The sequence below is a fragment of the Halomonas urmiana genome, assembly GCF_005780185.1.
Taxonomy (GTDB): Bacteria; Pseudomonadota; Gammaproteobacteria; order Pseudomonadales; family Halomonadaceae; genus Halomonas; species Halomonas urmiana.
Map to the genome: position 1 here is coordinate 20365 of NZ_VBUI01000031.1, position 17737 is coordinate 38101.

General features: G+C 64.6%; 16 protein-coding genes and 1 tRNA gene. 7 read left to right on the forward strand and 10 right to left on the reverse strand.

Going from position 1 to position 17737, the window contains the following annotated elements; genetic code table 11:
- Window positions 1–25: 25 nt before the first annotated feature.
- From ehuB to FEI13_RS16580, 3 genes are all read right to left on the reverse strand, one after another.
- Window positions 26–904 carry an ectoine/hydroxyectoine ABC transporter substrate-binding protein EhuB gene (ehuB, locus tag FEI13_RS16570; protein WP_138182624.1) on the reverse strand — a complete coding sequence of 293 codons (879 nt, stop codon included), beginning with the start codon at window positions 902–904 and terminating at the stop codon, window positions 26–28.
- A gap of 300 nt (window positions 905–1204) precedes the next feature.
- Window positions 1205–1768 carry a peptidase associated/transthyretin-like domain-containing protein gene (locus FEI13_RS16575; protein ID WP_138182625.1) on the reverse strand — a complete coding sequence of 188 codons (564 nt, stop codon included), beginning with the start codon at window positions 1766–1768 and terminating at the stop codon, window positions 1205–1207.
- Between the two features lie 141 nt (window positions 1769–1909).
- Window positions 1910–2278, reverse strand: coding sequence for a phasin family protein (locus tag FEI13_RS16580; RefSeq protein ID WP_138182626.1), 369 nt, complete (start codon window positions 2276–2278; stop codon window positions 1910–1912).
- Window positions 2279–2618: 340 nt separating this feature from the next.
- Here FEI13_RS16580 and FEI13_RS16585 point away from each other — a divergent pair, with 340 nt between their 5' ends.
- Window positions 2619–3998: a class II fumarate hydratase gene (locus tag FEI13_RS16585; RefSeq protein WP_138182627.1), complete on the forward strand. Its 1380-nt coding sequence runs from the start codon at window positions 2619–2621 to the stop codon at window positions 3996–3998.
- Window positions 3999–4136: 138 nt separating this feature from the next.
- Here FEI13_RS16585 and FEI13_RS16590 read toward each other — a convergent pair whose 3' ends face one another.
- The 5 genes from FEI13_RS16590 to phnD form a co-directional block, all read right to left on the reverse strand.
- Complete coding sequence (locus FEI13_RS16590; protein ID WP_138182628.1) at window positions 4137–5201, reverse strand: endonuclease/exonuclease/phosphatase family protein; 1065 nt, start codon at window positions 5199–5201, stop codon at window positions 4137–4139.
- Window positions 5202–5288: 87 nt separating this feature from the next.
- Entirely contained in the window at window positions 5289–6098 is an 810-nt protein-coding gene (gene phnE / locus FEI13_RS16595) for a phosphonate ABC transporter, permease protein PhnE (protein WP_138182629.1), read from the reverse strand.
- The gene (gene phnE / locus FEI13_RS16600; protein WP_138182630.1) at window positions 6092–6907 is read right to left on the reverse strand and encodes a phosphonate ABC transporter, permease protein PhnE; all 816 of its coding nucleotides are present in this window, start codon (window positions 6905–6907) and stop codon (window positions 6092–6094) included. Before phnE (FEI13_RS16600) ends, phnE (FEI13_RS16595) begins: the two co-directional genes overlap by 7 nt.
- Window positions 6894–7688 carry a phosphonate ABC transporter ATP-binding protein gene (gene phnC, locus FEI13_RS16605; protein ID WP_138182631.1) on the reverse strand — a complete coding sequence of 265 codons (795 nt, stop codon included), beginning with the start codon at window positions 7686–7688 and terminating at the stop codon, window positions 6894–6896. The genes phnE (FEI13_RS16600) and phnC overlap by 14 nt, the downstream gene beginning before the upstream one ends.
- A gap of 78 nt (window positions 7689–7766) precedes the next feature.
- A complete protein-coding gene (phnD, locus tag FEI13_RS16610) occupies window positions 7767–8768 on the reverse strand; it encodes a phosphate/phosphite/phosphonate ABC transporter substrate-binding protein (RefSeq protein WP_138182632.1) in 1002 nt (333 codons plus the stop codon).
- A gap of 122 nt (window positions 8769–8890) precedes the next feature.
- Here phnD and FEI13_RS16615 point away from each other — a divergent pair, with 122 nt between their 5' ends.
- Entirely contained in the window at window positions 8891–9478 is a 588-nt protein-coding gene (locus FEI13_RS16615) for a histidine phosphatase family protein (RefSeq protein WP_138182633.1), read from the forward strand.
- A gap of 9 nt (window positions 9479–9487) precedes the next feature.
- Here FEI13_RS16615 and glpD read toward each other — a convergent pair whose 3' ends face one another.
- The gene (gene glpD / locus FEI13_RS16620) at window positions 9488–11029 is read right to left on the reverse strand and encodes a glycerol-3-phosphate dehydrogenase (RefSeq protein ID WP_138182634.1); all 1542 of its coding nucleotides are present in this window, start codon (window positions 11027–11029) and stop codon (window positions 9488–9490) included.
- A gap of 195 nt (window positions 11030–11224) precedes the next feature.
- Window positions 11225–11983: a DeoR/GlpR family transcriptional regulator gene (locus FEI13_RS16625; protein ID WP_138182635.1), complete on the reverse strand. Its 759-nt coding sequence runs from the start codon at window positions 11981–11983 to the stop codon at window positions 11225–11227.
- Between the two features lie 302 nt (window positions 11984–12285).
- Here FEI13_RS16625 and FEI13_RS16630 point away from each other — a divergent pair, with 302 nt between their 5' ends.
- From FEI13_RS16630 to FEI13_RS16650, 5 genes are all read left to right on the forward strand, one after another.
- Window positions 12286–12867 carry a DJ-1/PfpI family protein gene (locus tag FEI13_RS16630; protein ID WP_138182636.1) on the forward strand — a complete coding sequence of 194 codons (582 nt, stop codon included), beginning with the start codon at window positions 12286–12288 and terminating at the stop codon, window positions 12865–12867.
- Window positions 12868–13297: 430 nt separating this feature from the next.
- Complete coding sequence (locus tag FEI13_RS16635; RefSeq protein ID WP_138182637.1) at window positions 13298–14164, forward strand: MIP/aquaporin family protein; 867 nt, start codon at window positions 13298–13300, stop codon at window positions 14162–14164.
- Window positions 14165–14237: 73 nt separating this feature from the next.
- Window positions 14238–15743: a glycerol kinase GlpK gene (gene glpK / locus FEI13_RS16640; protein ID WP_138182638.1), complete on the forward strand. Its 1506-nt coding sequence runs from the start codon at window positions 14238–14240 to the stop codon at window positions 15741–15743.
- 115 nt (window positions 15744–15858) lie between these two features.
- Window positions 15859–17538: a glycerol-3-phosphate dehydrogenase/oxidase gene (locus FEI13_RS16645; protein WP_138182639.1), complete on the forward strand. Its 1680-nt coding sequence runs from the start codon at window positions 15859–15861 to the stop codon at window positions 17536–17538.
- A gap of 124 nt (window positions 17539–17662) precedes the next feature.
- Window positions 17663–17736, forward strand: a tRNA-Val gene (locus tag FEI13_RS16650).
- The last annotated feature ends 1 nt before the right edge of the window (window position 17737 follow it).

Here is a 17737-nt window from a genome sequence, read left to right on the forward strand (position 1 = left end):
GTCGTCGGGACCGGCGGTGCCGGGCCTAGCCGGCCCCGTTGCAGAGCTGCTCGGCACTGAAGCGGTAGGAGTAGAGGACGTCCTTGCGCAGGAAGCCGTATTGCGTCAGCGTCTGTTGCCAGTCCCCGTTGTTCTTCTCGTCCATCAACTCCTCGTTCACCGCGTCCCGCAGGTCCTCCGCATCCAGGGGGAAGGCGAAGCCGCCGAAGTAGCGGACCTCGCGACCGTCGATCACGGGGTCCGCGAAGTTGAACTCCGCCTCGACCTGGGGGCTCATCTTCTCCATGGCGGCGACCGTCATGCCGGTGGCGGCGAAGGCGTCGGCCCGACCGCGGACGATGGCGTCAATGGCATCCTCGGGGCGTTCCACCGTGACGATGCGACTCGGATCGACGCCCAGGGACTTGAACATATCCTCCTGAACCGTACCTGCCTGCAAGGCGACCCGGATCATGTCAGGGCGTTCGACGAAGTCCTCGTAGGCGCGAATGCGGTTGGGGTTGGAGGCCAGCACGAGTAGCCCTTCGCCGTAGGAGGTGTTGGGGTCCGAGAAGAGCACGCGCTTGCAGCGTTCGGGCAGGATGGCCATCTCCGCCGCGGCCATGTCGAACTTTCCTTCCTCGAGCCCCGGGATGAGGTTCTTGAATTCCGTCTCGACCCATTCGATCTGCTCGATGTCGAGATCCTCCAGGATGCGCTGGGCGATCTCGGGGCCTGCGCCCAGCGCCTTGCCGCCGGCGTTCAGGTAGCCATAGGGTCTCTCGTTGGCCACGGCGATGCGGATCTCGCCACGCTGCTGGATCTCCTCGAGGGAGTCGGCCTGTAGGCCTGACGTGGCCAGCAGGACGGCCAGGGTGCCGGCCATCAGGACGGACCCCGTGAGGTGGTGGGTGGTGGTGGTCATCGTGGTGAACCTCGCGTGACATCGCTGCGGCACGGTCGGCGTCAAGGTTCACGCGGGAGTGGCGGATGGGACGCCCAAGCCGTCGGTCAGAGCGATGCGTGGTATCTCGTGATCAATGGCATCTCCGTGAGACGCGCTGTTGACGTCGTGACCGCCATCACCAGATGGCGATTTCTTTAGCGTAGAAGTGGCGTTGATGGGATGCCCGGGGCGACGACCACAGTGTCAGATGTCGCACGATGACTGTCAGCGATGTCTTACAAGCGACTGACAAGTCTCCGTCCTTGCATACGAGATATCTCAGCGGCTGAGTTCGAGGCGGCGAGACTGCCCGTTGCCCAGGCTGACCTGCTGGATGATCACCCGCATCTCGCCGCTGACGGGGTCCCGTGCGCTGCTCGAGACATAGAACACGCCGGCCGGCAGGCCGTCCAGGCGGAAGCGACCGCTGCCATCGGTGCGCGTGGCGTGGGTGTAGGCTCTCGCCCGAGGATCGGCGGGCTCCACGGCGCGGCCGGCCAGCGCCTGTTCCGCGGCCTCGGCGGAGTAGGTGGTCACCGGTGCCACCGCGACCGGGCGGTCGGCCATCGGGCGGCCGCCGATCGTCAGGCGGCCGCTGATGGCGGCGTTGCCGCGTTTCTCGAGCGCGGCGTACTCGTCGGCGGGGAAGGCCACCCGGCGGGCGACGCGCCCGTCGCTTGCGGGACGATCGGCGCGTTCGGTCTCGCCGGGCGCCTCGCCGCCGCGCTCGATCACCTCGACGCGCTCGCTCTGTCCGGCCGGCCCGGTGGGATAGCGCGGTTCGATGATCTGGCACCCGGCCAGTGAGAGCCCCAGCAGGGCCAGAAGGATCCCGCGTGTCATGTTCACTCTCCGGCTGTGATGAAGGGGTAGCGTGAGGGGAGAGCATAACGCAAATGGGCCGCCGATCTATGATCGGCGGCCCATTCTCGTTGACCAGGCGGGCTGGTCAAGCAGGCGTCGGCAGGGCCGGCGCCTTCAGGCTTACTTGGCGGCCTTGGTGGCCGTGTCGGTCGCCTGCTGGACGTTCTCTTCGGTCAGCTTCTGGCTCTGCTGGACGAAGTCCTGCTGCAGGGAGACGACCTTTTCGGCGTCGCCCTTCAGGCGCTCGGTCAGGTCCTTGGCAACCTTCTGCTGGCCTTCCATGTAGGACTTCAGGCCCTCGGCATCCTTGACGTTCATCAGGCTGCGCAGCTGGGCCAGGCCGGTGTCGGTGTAGGCCTTGCCGGCGTCGAGCTGGGCGTTGACCAGCTTCTCGGTGTAGTCCACGGACAGCGCGGCGTAGGCGCGGGCCGGGCCGAAGAACATGGATTCGAACTGTTCGGTGAACTGCTTGGTGTCGAAGTTTTGCATCGTGATTCCCTCCCAGGGATTTCGGATCAATTCGAAGGCCTTGGCGGGGTGCCGATGCCTTCTCCATCTCTATTGCAGCGCACAATAACAGAGCGGTTTGTGCACTGCAACATTCTTTCTTCAGATGGCAAGGCTATCGCAGTTGGCCCTAGCGAGGGGCGTCGGTAGCGCCCATGGAAGGGTTTACCGGCCCCGCTCGCAGGCCTGCCGACGGATCAGCTCCGAGCAATGTTGCTATCTGCGATAGCCCTGTTTCCGATGGAGGAGGACTCTTGCAAGGCTGCGCGCTCGACGCCATGTTGAGAAGAGCACCATCCATCCCCAATACGAGGAGCCGGACATGAGCGACCATCGCATCGAGCGGGACAGCATGGGAGAGCTGGAGGTGCCGAGGGAGGCCCTCTACGGGGCCCAGACCCAGCGGGCGGTCAACAACTTTCCCGTCTCCGGCCAGCCCATGCCGACCGCCTTCATCCATGCCATCGCCCGCATCAAGCTGGCGGCGGCCCGAGTCAATCGTGAGCTGGGACAGCTGGACGACGCCCGGTCCCGGGAGATCATCGCCGCCGCCGAAGCGGTCCTCGCCGGGCATCTCGACGACCAGTTCCCGGTGGACGTCTTCCAGACCGGCTCGGGCACCTCGAGCAACATGAACGTCAATGAGGTGATCGCCCGGCGCGCCAGTCGCGACGGGGTGGACGTCGGAGCCAACGACCACGTCAACATGGGGCAGTCGAGCAACGACGTGATTCCGACCGCGATCCATCTCTCGGCCGCGCTGGCAGTCACCGGCGAGCTGCGCCCGGCACTCGAGCACCTGCGCGCGACCATCGACACCCGGGCCGCCGAGCTCGACGACGTGGTCAAGACCGGCCGTACGCACCTGATGGATGCCATGCCGCTACGCATGAGCCAGGAACTCGGGGGTTGGTCGAGCCAGGTGGGCCAGGCCATCGAGCGCCTCGACAGCGCCCTGATCCGGCTCTGCCGCCTCGCCCAGGGCGGCACGGCGGTGGGCACCGGCATCAACGCTCATCCCGAGTTCGCCGAGCGCATGGCACGCGACCTCAGCGAGCAGACGGGGCTGGCGTTCTCGCCCAACGACAGCTTCTTCGCGAGCCTCGCCTCCCAGGACGCCGCGGTGGAACTCTCCGGGCAGCTCCGGGGGCTGGCCTGCGTGATCATGAAGATCGCCAACGACCTGCGCTGGATGAACTCCGGGCCGCTGGCCGGGCTCGGTGAGATCGAGCTCGAGGCCCTGCAGCCCGGCAGCTCGATCATGCCGGGCAAGGTCAATCCGGTGATTCCCGAGTCTGCCGCCCAGGCGGCCGCCCAGGTGATCGGCCTCGACACGGCGATCACGGTGGCCGGCCAGAGCGGGAACTTCCAGCTCAATGTCATGCTGCCGCTGGTGGCCAGCAACTTGCTGACCTCGATCACCCTGATGACGAACACCAGTCGGCTGCTGGCCGACCGGGCCATCGCCACCTTCACGGTGCGTCACGACCATCTCGAGGGGCCGCTGGCGCGCAATCCCATCCTGGTGACGGCGCTCAATTCGGTGATCGGCTATGACGCGGCGGCGGCCATCGCCAAGCAGGCCTATCAGGCGGGGCGCCCGATTCTCGAGGTGGCCGAGGAGCAGACCGAGCTGTCGCGCGGCGAGCTCGAACGCCTGCTCGACCCCGCCGCACTGACGCGTGGTGGGATCCCTGAGTAGGCCCGGGCTGCGCCCGCAGCTTGAAGCTGTAAGCTGTAAGAAAAACCGTTGCCATTTGCCATCGGCGAGCACGGTGGCAGCATCCCGGCTTACGGCTTACGGCTTACGGCTTACGGCTTACGGCTTACGGCTTCGAACTCAGTCCTGCTGGTCGCGCTCCTTGCCCTCTTCGATGGTCTCCCGGGCGTCGCGGTGCTCCTCGCCGTCGGCCTCGGGCGTCTCGTGCTCGTCGGCGCGAGAGGGGCGATAGCAGAGGGTCGCCAGCATCGGGAAGTGATCGGAGCCGATGTGGGGAAGGCGGCGCATGGCCTTCAGGGTGAAATGCTCGCTCGTGAAGACATGGTCCAGCGGCCAGCGTAGCAGCGGGTAGTCGGCATGGAAGGTGCTGAACATGCCACGCCCCCGCCGAGGATCCAGCATGCCGCTGACTCGGCAGAACAGACGCGTGGTGCGCGACCAGGCCACGTCGTTTAGATCGCCGGCCACCAGGGTGGGCTCGGGATGCTCGTGAATCGCCTTGCCCACCAGCAGCAGCTCCGCGTCGCGCCATAGCGACTCCTCGCTCTCGCCGGGCGCCGGCGGGCGAGGGTGCAGGGCGCGCAGGCGGATGACGTCACCGTTCGGAAGCTCGACGCCGGTATGAATCGAGGGGATATCGGGCTGGATCAGCCATCGCACCTCGGGGTCGACCAGCGGCCGCCGAGAATAGAGGTGCATGCCGTAGAGGTTGTCCAGCGGCACCCGCACCGCATGGGGCCAGTCCTCGGCCAGCGCCTCGTCAAGCTGCGCCTGCCACCAGGCGTCGGACTCCAGGGTCAAGACCAGGTCGGGTCGGTGCTCATGGATCAGCCGAGTCAGCGTCTCGGCATGGCGGTTGGTCGTCAGTACATTGGCGATCAGCAGCGTCAGGCAGCGCGGCGCCTGGCCGGGCGCCGCGCGCTTGACCTGCCGGGGCCATAATGGCGTCCAGGGCAGGATGCGGCTGGCCTGAAACCCGAGAGTGGCGAGACTCGCGGCGAGACTCCACCACGACCACGGCGCGGCGGTCAGCGGGGCGAGGCCCGCGACCGGGGCCGCCAACGCGGCGAACTGTAGTCGCGGGAACTCGCAGATGCGCACGACCCACCAGGTCAGCGGCAGGCGGGGCAGCAGGGTGGTCGCCAATAGCGCGATGGCGACCCCCGTCAGCAGCATGGAGAGCACGGCCGATCTCCTTGTGAACACCTGGTGCAGAATGCGAGGCGTCGACAGACGCCTGCACTGCACCTTAGTGGGCGTGCTCCCCTCCGGCTAGAGCACCTTGCGGCGTAACAGGCCGGTCACCGCCTCGCCGATCAGCACCAGCGCGATGATGGCGATCAGGATGGTGGCCACGGTGGGCCAGGCGAAGGTATCGATGGAGCCCTGCAGGATCACCCCGATGCCGCCGGCACCCACCAGCCCCAGCACCGTGGACTCGCGGATATTGATGTCCCAGCGCAGGATGACGATGGCGAAGAACGCCGGCATCACCTGGGGGACCACCGCGTAGGCGATCACCTTGGCCTTGGACGCGCCGGTGGCCTCCATGGCCTCCACCGGGCGGCGGTCGATCTCCTCGATGGCCTCGCCCATCAGCTTGCCGATGAAGCCCACCGAGCGGAACATGATGGCGAGTATCCCCGCCAGCACGCCGGGACCGAAGATCGCCACGAACAGCAGCGCCCAGATGATGGTGTTCACCGAACGGCTGGAGACCAGGATGAAGCGCCCCAGCCACAGGCAGGCGCGGTTGGGCGTGGTGTTCTGGGCGGCGATGTAGGAGACCGGCAGGGCGATGAAGACGGTCAGCATCGTCGCCAGGGTGGCGATATGCACCGTCTCGAGCATGGCATCGACGATCTCGCCGAGCCGGGTCGGGTCCGGCGGCCACATGCGCGCCCCGAGGCTCGAGATCTGGTTGGGTGCGTCCCACACCCAGGGCCAGAAGATGTCGATATCACGCACCGCCCAGACCACCACCATCAGGGTCAGCAGCATTACGCCATAGCGGAGCAGCTGCTCTTTGGGGTTGTGCCGTCGCCAGACGCGATCGGCCAACAGGTCGGCATCCTCTACCATATCTTCTTCCTCACCCAGCCGCTCACGCCCTCACTGGCCAGAATCACCGCGATGATCACCAGCAAGATGGCGAAGGCAAAATCATAGTCGTAGCGCCCGAAGGCGTTCATCAGCGTGCTGCCGATGCCGCCGGCCCCCACGATGCCCACCACCGCGGAGGCCCGCAGGTTGCTGTCGAGCTGATACATGGAGAGCCCCACCTGGCGGGGCAGGATCTGCGGAAAGACGGCGTAGAAGAGCGTCGCCAGGTAACCGGCCCCGGTAGAGCGCATGGCCTCCACCTGGCCCCAGTCGATCTCCTCGATCTCCTCGGCGAGCAGCTTGCCGACGAAGCCGATGGAGTAGAGGGTCAGCGTCAAGATCCCCGCCAGCGGGCCGAAGCCCACGGCCGCCACGAACAGGATGGCGACGATCACCGGGTGAAAGCTGCGCGAGATGATGATCACCGCGCGCCCCAGCAGGTAGACCGGCAGCGGCGCGACGTTGCGGGCCGCCATCACCGCGAAGGGCACCGACAGCAGCACCCCCAGTAGGGTGGCCAGGATGGCGATCTGCAGGCTCTCGGTGAAGCCGGTGAGCAGCAGGTCGAAGCGCGAGAGGGTCGGCGGAAAGCCACCGCCGAAGATGCGCGCCGCCCGCGGCAGGCCCTCGCTGATGCGTTCCCAGTTGAAGGGCAGGCTGCCGAAGGCCCAGACCAGGTAGGCCACCAGCACCACCAGCAGGCCGTAGCGCACCAGCGGGTTGGCGATGAAGGGCGGCTTGCGCCAGGTGCGCGGGGTGGCGTGCTCCTCGCGGTCAGGCTTGCTCATCGCGCACCTCCTCGGCCGGTGGAGCCGGTGCGTCCTCCGGCGCCTCGATGCCGCCATAGATGGCGTCCAGGGCGTTCTTGTCGAAGTCCGAGGGGGCGCCATCGAAGATCATCGTGCCGTGGCGCAGCCCCACGATGCGGTCGGTGTAGGCCCTGGCCTGCGCCACATTGTGGATGTTGATCAGCACCGGCAGCGACAGCTCGCTGGCCAGGCTCTGCAGCAGCACCATGATCTGCTCGGAGGTGCGCGGGTCCAGCGAGGCCGTGGGCTCGTCGGCGAGCAGTACCTCGGGCTCCTGCATCAGTGCCCGCACCACGCCGACACGCTGGCGCTCGCCACCGGAGAGCTCATCGGCGCGCTTGTTGGCATAGTGGGCGATGCCCACGCGCTCCATCAGCACGAAGGCGCGCTCGATGTCCGCGGCCGGATAGCGGCGAGTGATGGCCTGGAACAGGTTGACGTAGCCGAGCCGTCCGGCCAGCACGTTTTCCATCACGGTGAGGCGATCGATCAGGTTGAAGCCCTGGAAGACCATGCCGATCTTGCGTCGGGCGCGCCGCAACTCAGAGTGCCGCAGGGTGACCAGTTCGGTGCCGTTGAGTTTGATGGAGCCGGAGGTGGGCTCCACCAGGCGGTTGATACAGCGCAGCATGGTGCTCTTACCGGCGCCGGAGGCGCCCACGATGGCCACCACGCTGTTGCCCTCCACGGTCAGGTCGAGTCCCTTGAGTACCGGCTCGTCGCGGCCGTAGCGCTTGATCAGGTTGGATATCTCTAGCATGGGGGGACCGTCGAGAAAGGATCACCAAGACGACGGCGCCGGCCCTCCGGGAAGGCCGGCGCCGCTGACTCGCGAAGGTTACTGGAGATTGTCGGGGGTGTACTCGACGCCGTTGGCATTCTGGATGGTGCGGATGACCTTCCAGTTGTCCTGGTAGTTGATGGGGATGAACTTCTCGACGCCCTCGAACTCCTCGCCGAGCTCGGTGCCCGCGAAGTCGAAGCTGAAGAAGGCCTCCTCGATCTTCTCGACCAGGTCCGGATGCAGGTTGTGGGCGTAGTTGTAGGAGGTGGTCGGGAAGCTGTCGGACTCGTAGATGATCTTGACGTCCTCCGGATCATAGAGGCCGCGGGCGGCCATGCGATCGACCACTTCCGAGGCCACCGGGGCGGCGTCGTAGTCCTGGGCCACCACGCCGAGCATGGATTGGTCGTGGCTGCCGGAGTAGACCACCTCGTAGTCTTCGCCGGGCACGATGCCCATCTCGGGGAACAGCGCCCTGGGGGCCTGGTTGCCGGAGTTGGAGGTCGGCGAGGTGTGGGCGACTCGCTTGCCCTTGAGGTCTTCCATCGCGTCGATGCCGGAATCGACATGGGTGTAGAGCTGCAGGGTGTAGCCGAAGCGTCCCTCGTCCGAGCCCATCAGCGCGAAGGGCACCGCCCCCGCCAGGTTGACGGCGAAGGGCGTCGGTCCGGTGGAGAAGCCGGCGATGTGCAGGCGGCCACTGCGCATGGCCTCGACTTGGGCCGAGTTGGACTGCACGGCGAAGAAGCGCACGTCGCGATCGGTTACCTCCTCGAGGTGCTCGATGAACGGCTGCCAGATGTCGGAGTAGATGGCCGGATCCTCGACCGGGGTGTAGGCAAAGATCAGCGTGTCGGGATTGGCCCATTCGGATTCGTTTGCCGGCCGGTCGGCGACCATGTCGCCATTCTCGTCGCAGTAGATCTCGGCCAGGGCGCCGCGCTCGCACTCCTCCTGAGCCTGGGCCTGGCTCGCCAGCATGGCAAGCGGCAGCAGTGTGGAGAGGGCGAGGGGGACGAGCGGGCGTGTTCCGGATCGAACGGAAGGGTGGATCATGGCGTGCCTCACGATTATTGTTCTAGGGCGTGTGGTGTGTTGCATGTTCGGATATCGACATGGCGATCCGCCGATGATTGATTCCGAATAACCTCCTTCAATCTAGGGTTTGTCACAAAACCATGTCAAACACTTTCCCCCCAGCCGAGGGCGCGTGGCGCAATCACTACCTGCTGATGCGCCACGGCCACAGCCAGGCCAACCAGGAGGGGCGCATCATCAGCTCGCCGCCGCTCGGCGTGACGGGGTTCGGCCTCTCCCCCCGAGGCCGCGCTCAGCTCGACACGCTGCTGGCCGACTGGCGCTGGGCCAGGCCCCAGCGCCTCCTGCACTCGGACTTCCTGCGCACCGCCGAGACCGGCGAGCGTGTCGCCGCGCATTTCGGTCTGCCGCTCACCGCCGAACCGCGCCTGCGGGAGCGCCACTTCGGCGAACTCGAGGGGCAGAGCGATGCACGCTATGCCGAGGTCTGGGCGCTCGACGCCCAGGATCCCACCCTGCGCCAGGGCGGCGTCGAGGCCGTCGTCGAGGTGGCGGCGCGCATGCGTGAGGTGATCGACGAGCTGGAGCGTGATCATCGCGGCGAGACGATCCTGCTGGTCAGTCACGGCGACCCGCTGCAGATCCTGCTGACCGCCCTGGAGGGGCGCGCGCTGAGTCTCCACCGGGAGCGTGAGCCCCTGGCGCCGGCCAGTATCATCGCACTGTGAGCCACGCGCTCAGGCGGTGCGGCGCGGGCTCGCTTCCGTCGACGCAGGGCCGGTCTTGGCAGGCGGGGCCGCGGCCTGGAGGTAGTCGGCCAGCCGCTGCCGCTCGCCGGCGGTGAGGCGAAGGGCCAGCTTGGTGCGTCGCCACAGGATGTCCTCGGCGCTTCGCGCCCACTCCCGCTCGATCAGATAGTCGACCTCGGCGGCGGTCAGGCCGGCCCCGAAGGCCTGGCCCAGCGCCGCCTGGGAGTCCCGGCCGTCGAGGAATGCGCGGCACAGGGTGCCGTAGGTGCGGGCGAATCGCCGTGCCTGGCCGGCATTCAGGTAGGGATAGTCGGCGAGCAGTCGGGCCTCGAAGGCGGCGTGATCGCCGATCTCGCCGCCCGGCAGCCGCGCCTCGGCGGTCCAGGGAGGCTGCATCTCGGGGAGGTGGGGCGAGAGCGTCTCGAGGGCCGCCTCGGCGAGCTTGCGATAGGTGGTGATCTTGCCGCCGAAGACCGACAGCAGCGGTGCGCCGCGCGTGTCGAGGTCGAGGGTATAGTCGCGGGTCATGGCGGAGGGATCGGCCGACTCGTCGTCGCATAGTGGCCGCACGCCGGAGAAGGTGCGGATCACCGCCTCGCGAGAGAGCTGGGTGCGAAAGTGCGCATTGACCACCGAGAGCAGATAGTCGATCTCCTCCTGGGAGGCCTCGATCCGTGAAGGATCTCCCTCATAGCGCCGGTCGGTGGTGCCGATCAGGCTGAAATCCTCCTCATAGGGCAGCACGAAGACGATGCGTTGATCGGTGTTCTGGAGGATATAGGCCCGCTCGTCGTGATTCAGGCGCGGCACGATCAGGTGGCTGCCCTGGATCAGGCGCACGCTGTAGCGGGAGTGGCGATGGGCCTGGCCGCGCACCACGCCCTCCACCCAGGGACCGGCGGCGTTGACCAGGGTGCGACAGCGGCGCGTCAGGCGCGCGCCACCCTCGGCCTCCTCCAGGGTGAGCTCCCAGAGACCGTCCCGCTCCCGGGCATCGATGCAACGGGTGCGCACCAGGATCTCGGCGCCGTGCTCCCGGGCCTGCATGGCGTTGAGGGTCACCAGGCGGGCGTCGTCGACCCAGCAGTCCGAGTACTCGAAGCCGCGGGTCATCCCGGGGGCGAGCCCCTGGCGGTGATCCAGCCGGATGCTCCTGGAGCCCGGCAGCGCCTTGCGCTTGCCCAGGTGGTCGTAGAGAAACAGCCCGGCGCGCAGCATCCAGGCCGGGCGCAGGTGGGGGCGATGGGGCAGGATGAAGCGCAGCGGCCAGATGATATGCGGGGCCTTGGCCATCAGCACCTCGCGCTCGCGCAGGGCCTCGCGCACCAGGCGGTACTCGCGGTGCTCCAGGTAGCGCAGCCCGCCGTGGATCAGCTTGCTGCTGGCCGAGGAGGTGGCGCCGGCCAGGTCCCCCTGCTCGCAGAGCCCGACGGAGAGCCCCCGGCCGGCGGCATCGTTGGCGATGCCGGCGCCGTTGATGCCGCCGCCGATCACGAAGAGGTCGAGGACCTCGTCTGGCCTGTTGCTCATGAAGTCTCCCGTCCGGTTTCGGACATGTGGCTATGTTCGTAATCGAAAATAGATGAAATCAAATCGAACATCAAGGCGCGAGCCGTGGCCGCACCGCAACACGCGGGAGGGTGAGTGGCAAGATGGCAAGGTGGCAAGGCAGGAGGCTTGAAGAAGGGGTCTATAGCGGAGGCATTCGAGAGGGCCGGGCGGCCCTCAGGCCAGATGCAGGGCGACGTCGTGCTGCTTCAACAGGCGCAGGATCGCCTCGGGCGGCTCGCGATCGGTGAACAGGGCATCGAGCTGGGCCAGGTTGCCCTGGCGGACCACCGGATTACGCTGGAACTTGGAGTGGTCGGTGGCCAGGAACACCTGCCGGGAGTTGCGCAGGATGGCCTGGGCCACTCGCACCTCCTGATAGTCGAACTCCAGCAGCGAGCCGTCCTCGTCGATGCCGCTGATGCCGATGATGCCGTAGTCGACCTTGAACTGGTTGATGAAGTCGATGGTGGCCTCGCCGATGATGCCGCCGTCTCGCGAGCGGACCTCGCCGCCGGCGATGATCACGTTGAAGTCCTCCTTGTGCTGGAGGATCGCCGCCACGTTGAGGTTGTTGGTGATCACCTCGAGCCCCTGGTGGTCGAGCAGTGCCTCGGCGATCACCTCGTTGCTGGTGCCGATGTTGATGAACAGCGACGAATGGTCGGGGACGTGTCGGGCAAGGAGGGCGGCGATGCGCTGCTTGGCCTCGAGATTGAGGGTCTTGCGGGTTGAGTAGGCGGTATTGACGGTACTCGACTCCAGGCCAGCGCCGCCATGCACGCGCCGAATGCGCCCGTCGGTGGCGAGGGTGTTGAGATCGCGACGAATGGTCTGCGGGGTGACCGTGAAGTGCTCGGTGAGCTGCTCGATGCTCGCATAGCCCTGGCGGCGGACCAACTCGATGATGGCGTCCTGGCGTTGCTGCTGGTTCATGGCATCTCCTTGGTTAAGCATGATTCTACTGAATTTTCGTCGCTTGCGGGATGGTCGTGCAGACGCGAACTCGATAACTGCGACGACGCTTCCTTGCCTTCTATAACCGCCGACGTGTCATGGCCATCTATATTAGGGTTTCGAAACGCTGCTTGTTCAGGCGGTTAATGATCGAATGTGAAAAAGCAGCCAATACAAAGTTGCAAAAACAACACAGGATCGGCACGATCCGGGTGAGGATGTTCGGTATCGATCATGCTGAGTATTCCCTATCCTACAATGAGTAACAAGGAGATGGCTCCATGGCTGCAAAACGTATCCTGCTGTTGGTCGGCGACTTCGCCGAAGACTATGAGGTGATGGTGCCCTTTCAGGCCCTGCAGATGGTGGGCCACCAGGTGGACGCTATCTGCCCCGGCAAAACGAAGGGCGAGAAGGTCAAGACCGCCATTCACGATTTCCAGGGCGACCAGACCTACACGGAGAAACCGGGGCATGAGTTTGCCCTCAACGCCACCTTCAAGGACGTCAAGGCGGCCGACTACGATGCCCTGGTAATTGCCGGCGGCCGGGCCCCGGAGTACCTGCGGCTCGATCCCGAGGTGATGGCGCTGGTGCGCCACTTCGCCGACGAGAACAAGCCCCTGGCGGCTATCTGCCACGGTGCTCAGGTGCTGGCTGCGGCGGAGGTCATCGAAGGTCGTCGGGTTTCTGCTTATCCCGCCTGTGCGCCGGAAGTACGACTGGCCGGCGGTACATACGCCGACATCGCCATCGATGGCGCCGAAACCGACGGCAATCTCGTCACTGGACCGGCCTGGCCGGCCCATCCGGCCTGGCTGGCGCAATTCCTCGAGGTCCTGGGAACACGCATCACCCTCTAATCCTCTCCGGGTCAGCTATAGCAAGAGCGCCGCCAGTCGGCGCTCTCTGCGTTGGAGCGGTTCCTGGATCGCCATCGTAAGATTCAATAGCGAACATTATGCGGCCATAAATGTATCGTCTCTGATCAGTCAGTACCGTAGCCGCGCGAGTTCTGTCCCGCTGACAGGAGGGGTAGACAAAAGTATATAGCCAATAAAAGCTATGTAAAACAATAGATTGCATCTATCTCGTTCGGCCTTTGAGATAACTCTCTTGCCGAATTCGAAAACAAACACTAGTGTTCGAAATCGAACTTTGTGCCGCCTGGCCTCCACGCTGGTCAGGGCATGCGGCACACAGAACCGCGGCAGGATGCGGTTTGCCGCAAGAGGCTGCTCAGGCACTGCTGTTTTGTCAGCCATCAACCCGTGCATGCAAGAAGGAAACACCATGACCCCGTTCCTGGGCGAAGTCTTCGGTACCATGATCCTCATCATATTTGGCGGTGGCGTCGTCGCTGGCGTAGTGCTCAAGCATTCCAAGGCCGAGGCGAGCGGCTGGATCGTCGTCACCTTCGGCTGGGCCATGGGCGTTGCCATGGCGATCTATGCGGTCGGTCAGTTCAGTGGTGCTCATATCAATCCTGCGGTCACCATCAGCCTCGCCGTTATCGGTGAATTCCCCTGGTCGAGGGTGCCGGGTTATGTGCTGGCCCAGATACTCGGCGCCTTCATCGGCGCGGTGGTCGTCTGGTTACATTACTATCCGCATTGGGAAAAGACCGAGAGCCAAGCCGCCAAACTGGCCGTGTTCTCTACCGATCCCGCCATCATTCACACCCCTTCCAATCTGATGAGCGAGATCATTGGTACCTTTGTGCTGGTGCTGGGCGTTCTTGCCATCGGCGCCAACGAGTTTACCCAGGGACTGAATCCTCTGATCATCGGGCTGCTGATTCTTGCCATCGGCCTGTCCCTCGGCGGTACCACCGGCTACGCCATCAACCCGGCCCGCGACCTGGGGCCACGCCTGGCGCATCATCTGCTGCCCGTTGCCGGTAAGGGCGGGTCGAACTGGAAATATGCCTGGGTGCCCATCGTGGGGCCCTTGATCGGCGGCGTTGCCGGCGGTCTCTTCTATCGCTATGTCTTTATCGAGGGAAGTCCACTGGCCCTGGCGATTGCCCTGGTGGTGGTGCTGACGTGCCTGATCATCGAGTTCGTCTTCGCGAAGCGCTGGACAAGGCTGCATCCTTCTTCCCCCAGGATCTCTGGAATCGGTACCCCGAGTACCTCTGATGCCTCAGGCAGGGATTGATGGGGCATCAGCAAACAACAAGAAAGCAGCAATCAAACGATTATCCGATCCGACAATTCCGAGGAGAGAACCCATGAAAAAACAATACATCCTGTCGTTCGATCAGGGCACCACCAGCTGCCGCGCCATCCTCTTCGACCGTGACGCCCAGATCGTGGGTATCGCCCAGAAGGAGTTCAAACAGCATTATCCGACCCCGGGCTGGGTGGAACACGATGCCATGGAGATCTGGGGCAGCCAGATGGGGGTAGCCCGAGAAGTGCTGGAGACACAGGGGATCAAGCCCTCCGAGGTGGCGGCGATCGGCATCACCAACCAGCGAGAGACCACGGTAGTCTGGGATCGTCACACAGGAAAGCCCGTGCACAATGCCATCGTCTGGCAGGATCGCCGCACCGCGGCCCTGTGTGACGAGCTCAAGGCGCGCGGACTGGAGGACTACATTCGCGAGACCACCGGTCTGGTGGCGGATGCCTATTTCTCGGGCACCAAGATTCGCTGGATCCTGGACAATGTCCCAGGGGTTCGCGAGCGGGCGGAAAACGGCGACCTGCTGTTTGGGACCATGGATACCTGGCTGGTCTGGAACCTGACCCGCGGAGAGCGTCATGTGACCGACTACAGCAACGCCTCGCGGACGCTGCTCTACAACATCCGCACCCTGGAGTGGGACAAGCGCATGCTCGAGGAGCTCGATATTCCGGAAGCCATGCTGCCCGAGGTTCGGCCCTCCAGCGAGGTCTACGGAACCACCGGGGCCGAGATGTTCGGGGGGGCACGGGTGCCCATCGCCGGTATTGCCGGCGATCAGCAGGCGGCCCTGTTCGGGCAGGCCTGCTTCGAGAAGGGGATGGTCAAGAACACCTACGGCACGGGCTGTTTCTTGCTGATGAACACGGGTGAAACGCCTGTGACCTCCAAGTCCGGCCTGCTGACCACCATCGCCTGGGGAGCGGAAGGCAAGGTCTACTATGCCCTGGAGGGCTCCATCTTCATCGCCGGGGCGGCCGTGCAGTGGTTGCGTGATGAGTTCAAGCTCATCGATTCGGCCGAAGATTCGGAATACTACGCCGGCAAGGTGGCGGATTCCGGCGGGGTCTATGTGGTGCCAGCCTTCGCGGGCCTGGGAGCACCCTACTGGGACATGTATGCACGCGGTGCCATCTTCGGGATCACCCGCGGAACCCGCAAGGAGCACATCATCCGGGCCACGCTGGATTCCCTGGCTTACCAGACCAAGGATGTCATCGATGCCATGCAGGCCGATTCCGAAATCACGCTCAAGTCTCTGCGTGTGGACGGTGGTGCCGTGGCCAACAACGTCATGATGCAGTTCCAGGCAGACATGCTGGGGGTCAACGTGGATCGCCCCAAGATTACCGAGACCACTGCCCTGGGAGCGGCCTATCTGGCGGGTATTGCCGTAGGTCTTTGGACTCAGGACGAGGTGGTCAACAAGGGCAGGGTGGAGCGCACTTTCGAGCCACAGATGGATAGCGAGTGCCGCGAGGGCGCCTACCGGGGCTGGAAGAAGGCCGTCCGCCGCACCATGGACTGGGAGCGGGAAGACGCGGAGTGACGCTTTTCGTCAGCATATGTTTCCCCTGAGCGTCCCATTGAGTATGGGGGCGCTCTCCAGGAGCCTGTCGGTGTCCGCCGGACAGGATCTTATCCAGCTGTGAAGGGACCCCTTCATGCAATTGCGCGACAGCAATATCGAGAAACTTTCCCGCGAGACCTTCGATGTCCTGATCATCGGTGGCGGCATCAACGGCGCTTCAGCCGCCGCCGCCCTGTCCGGGCAAGGCGTCAGGGTGGGCTTGATCGATCGCGGCGATTTCGCCGGCGAGACCAGCATGCACTCCTCCAATCTGGTATGGGGTGGCATCAAGTACATGGAGAGCTATGACTTCCCGCTGGTGCGCAAGCTCTGCAAGAGCCGCAATCACCTCATCAAGAGCTTTCCTTCCACGGTCCAGGAGATCCGTTTCCTGACCACCATTGCCAGGGGCTTTCGCTACCATCCACGCTACCTCTGGGCCGGCAGCTGGCTTTACTGGTTCATGGGCAATGCCTTCACGCGGATTCCGCGCTACCTGAAACCCTCTGCCATCAAGGAGCGGGAGGCGATCATCGATACCCGTGACTCCATAGGAGGCTTCGAGTATTCCGATGCCTATCTGCACGACAATGACGCCCGCTTCGTCTTCAATTTCGTGCGCACCGCGTTGAACTATGGGGCCATGGCGGCCAACTATGTCGAGTCCCAGGGCGCTCGACGGGAGAACGGTGTCTGGATCACGCGTGTCCGCAACGTCATGAACGACGACACATTCGAGATCCGTTCAAGGGTGCTGATCAATGCCGCGGGCCCCTGGGTCGACCAGCACAACAAATCGACCGGGCAGAAGCCCGGGCACCAGCACGTCTACTCCAAGGGCATCCACCTGATCGTGCCACGGTTGACCGACAGCAAGCGTGTGTTGGCGTTCTTCGCCGACGACGGACGGCTGTTCTTCGTCATTCCCATGGGGCAGCGCACTTGCATCGGTACCACCGACACTCGGGTGGATAACCCCGAGGTGCATGTCACCGACGAGGATACCCAGTTCGTGCTGGACAACATCAACAAGCGCCTGCAACTGGACAAGCCGCTGGGCAGGGAGGACATCATCGCTACCCGCTGCGGGGTACGGCCCCTCGCGGTCAAGGCCAGTGCGGATGGGGGGCGCGACTTTCTGCAGCTCTCGCGCAAGCATGCTATCGATACCGACGATGCCGAGGCGCATATCAGCATCTTCGGCGGCAAGCTCACCGACTGTCTGAACGTCGGGGAAGAGATCGTCGGCGAGGTGAAGCGGCTCGGGGTCTCGGTGCCGTATCCGGACTATCGCTGGTACGGCGAACCTTCCGAATCGGTCAGGAAAGAGTTTCTCCATCAGGCCGAGTTGATGGATCTCGACGCCATGACCTCGCCGGAGGCCTCCGAGCCGCTGACGGTCCGTCTGTGGCGGCGCTACGGCACTCACGCCCTCGACATGCTCGAGGAGATCCGCGAGGACCCGCGGCAGGGCGAGTTGCTGATCGAGGGGACCGAGTATCTGCGCTGTGAACTCGGCCAAGCACAGCGGCGCGAGATGATCACTCGGCTCGATGATTTCCTGCGTCGTCGTTCGAAGATTTCCCTGGTGGTCAGTAATGAAAGGATCCATCAGTCCCCGGGGCTCATGGAGGCCTGCGAGATCCTCTTCGGCGACCAGGCCAAGGAGCGCTTCGACGAGTACTTCGCCGCAACACCGGAATGGACCCCCGAGAAGCTCAGTCCCGCAGCCGAGGCCGACAATCCGGCGCACTCCGAGTCTCTGAACTGGTAGGTCAGGGGCTTGTCGTCTACGTGCAGGGTGCCGATTGGGAGGCGTTTCTTGACTTGCATTTCCAGGGTGGATGGGTAGAATACGCATCCGTTGTCACGGCGAAGTCAGGCCGTAGCGGTGAAGCAGGACCATAGCTCAGTTGGTTAGAGCGCCACGTTGACATCGTGGAGGTCGGCGGTTCAAATCCGCCTGGTCCTAC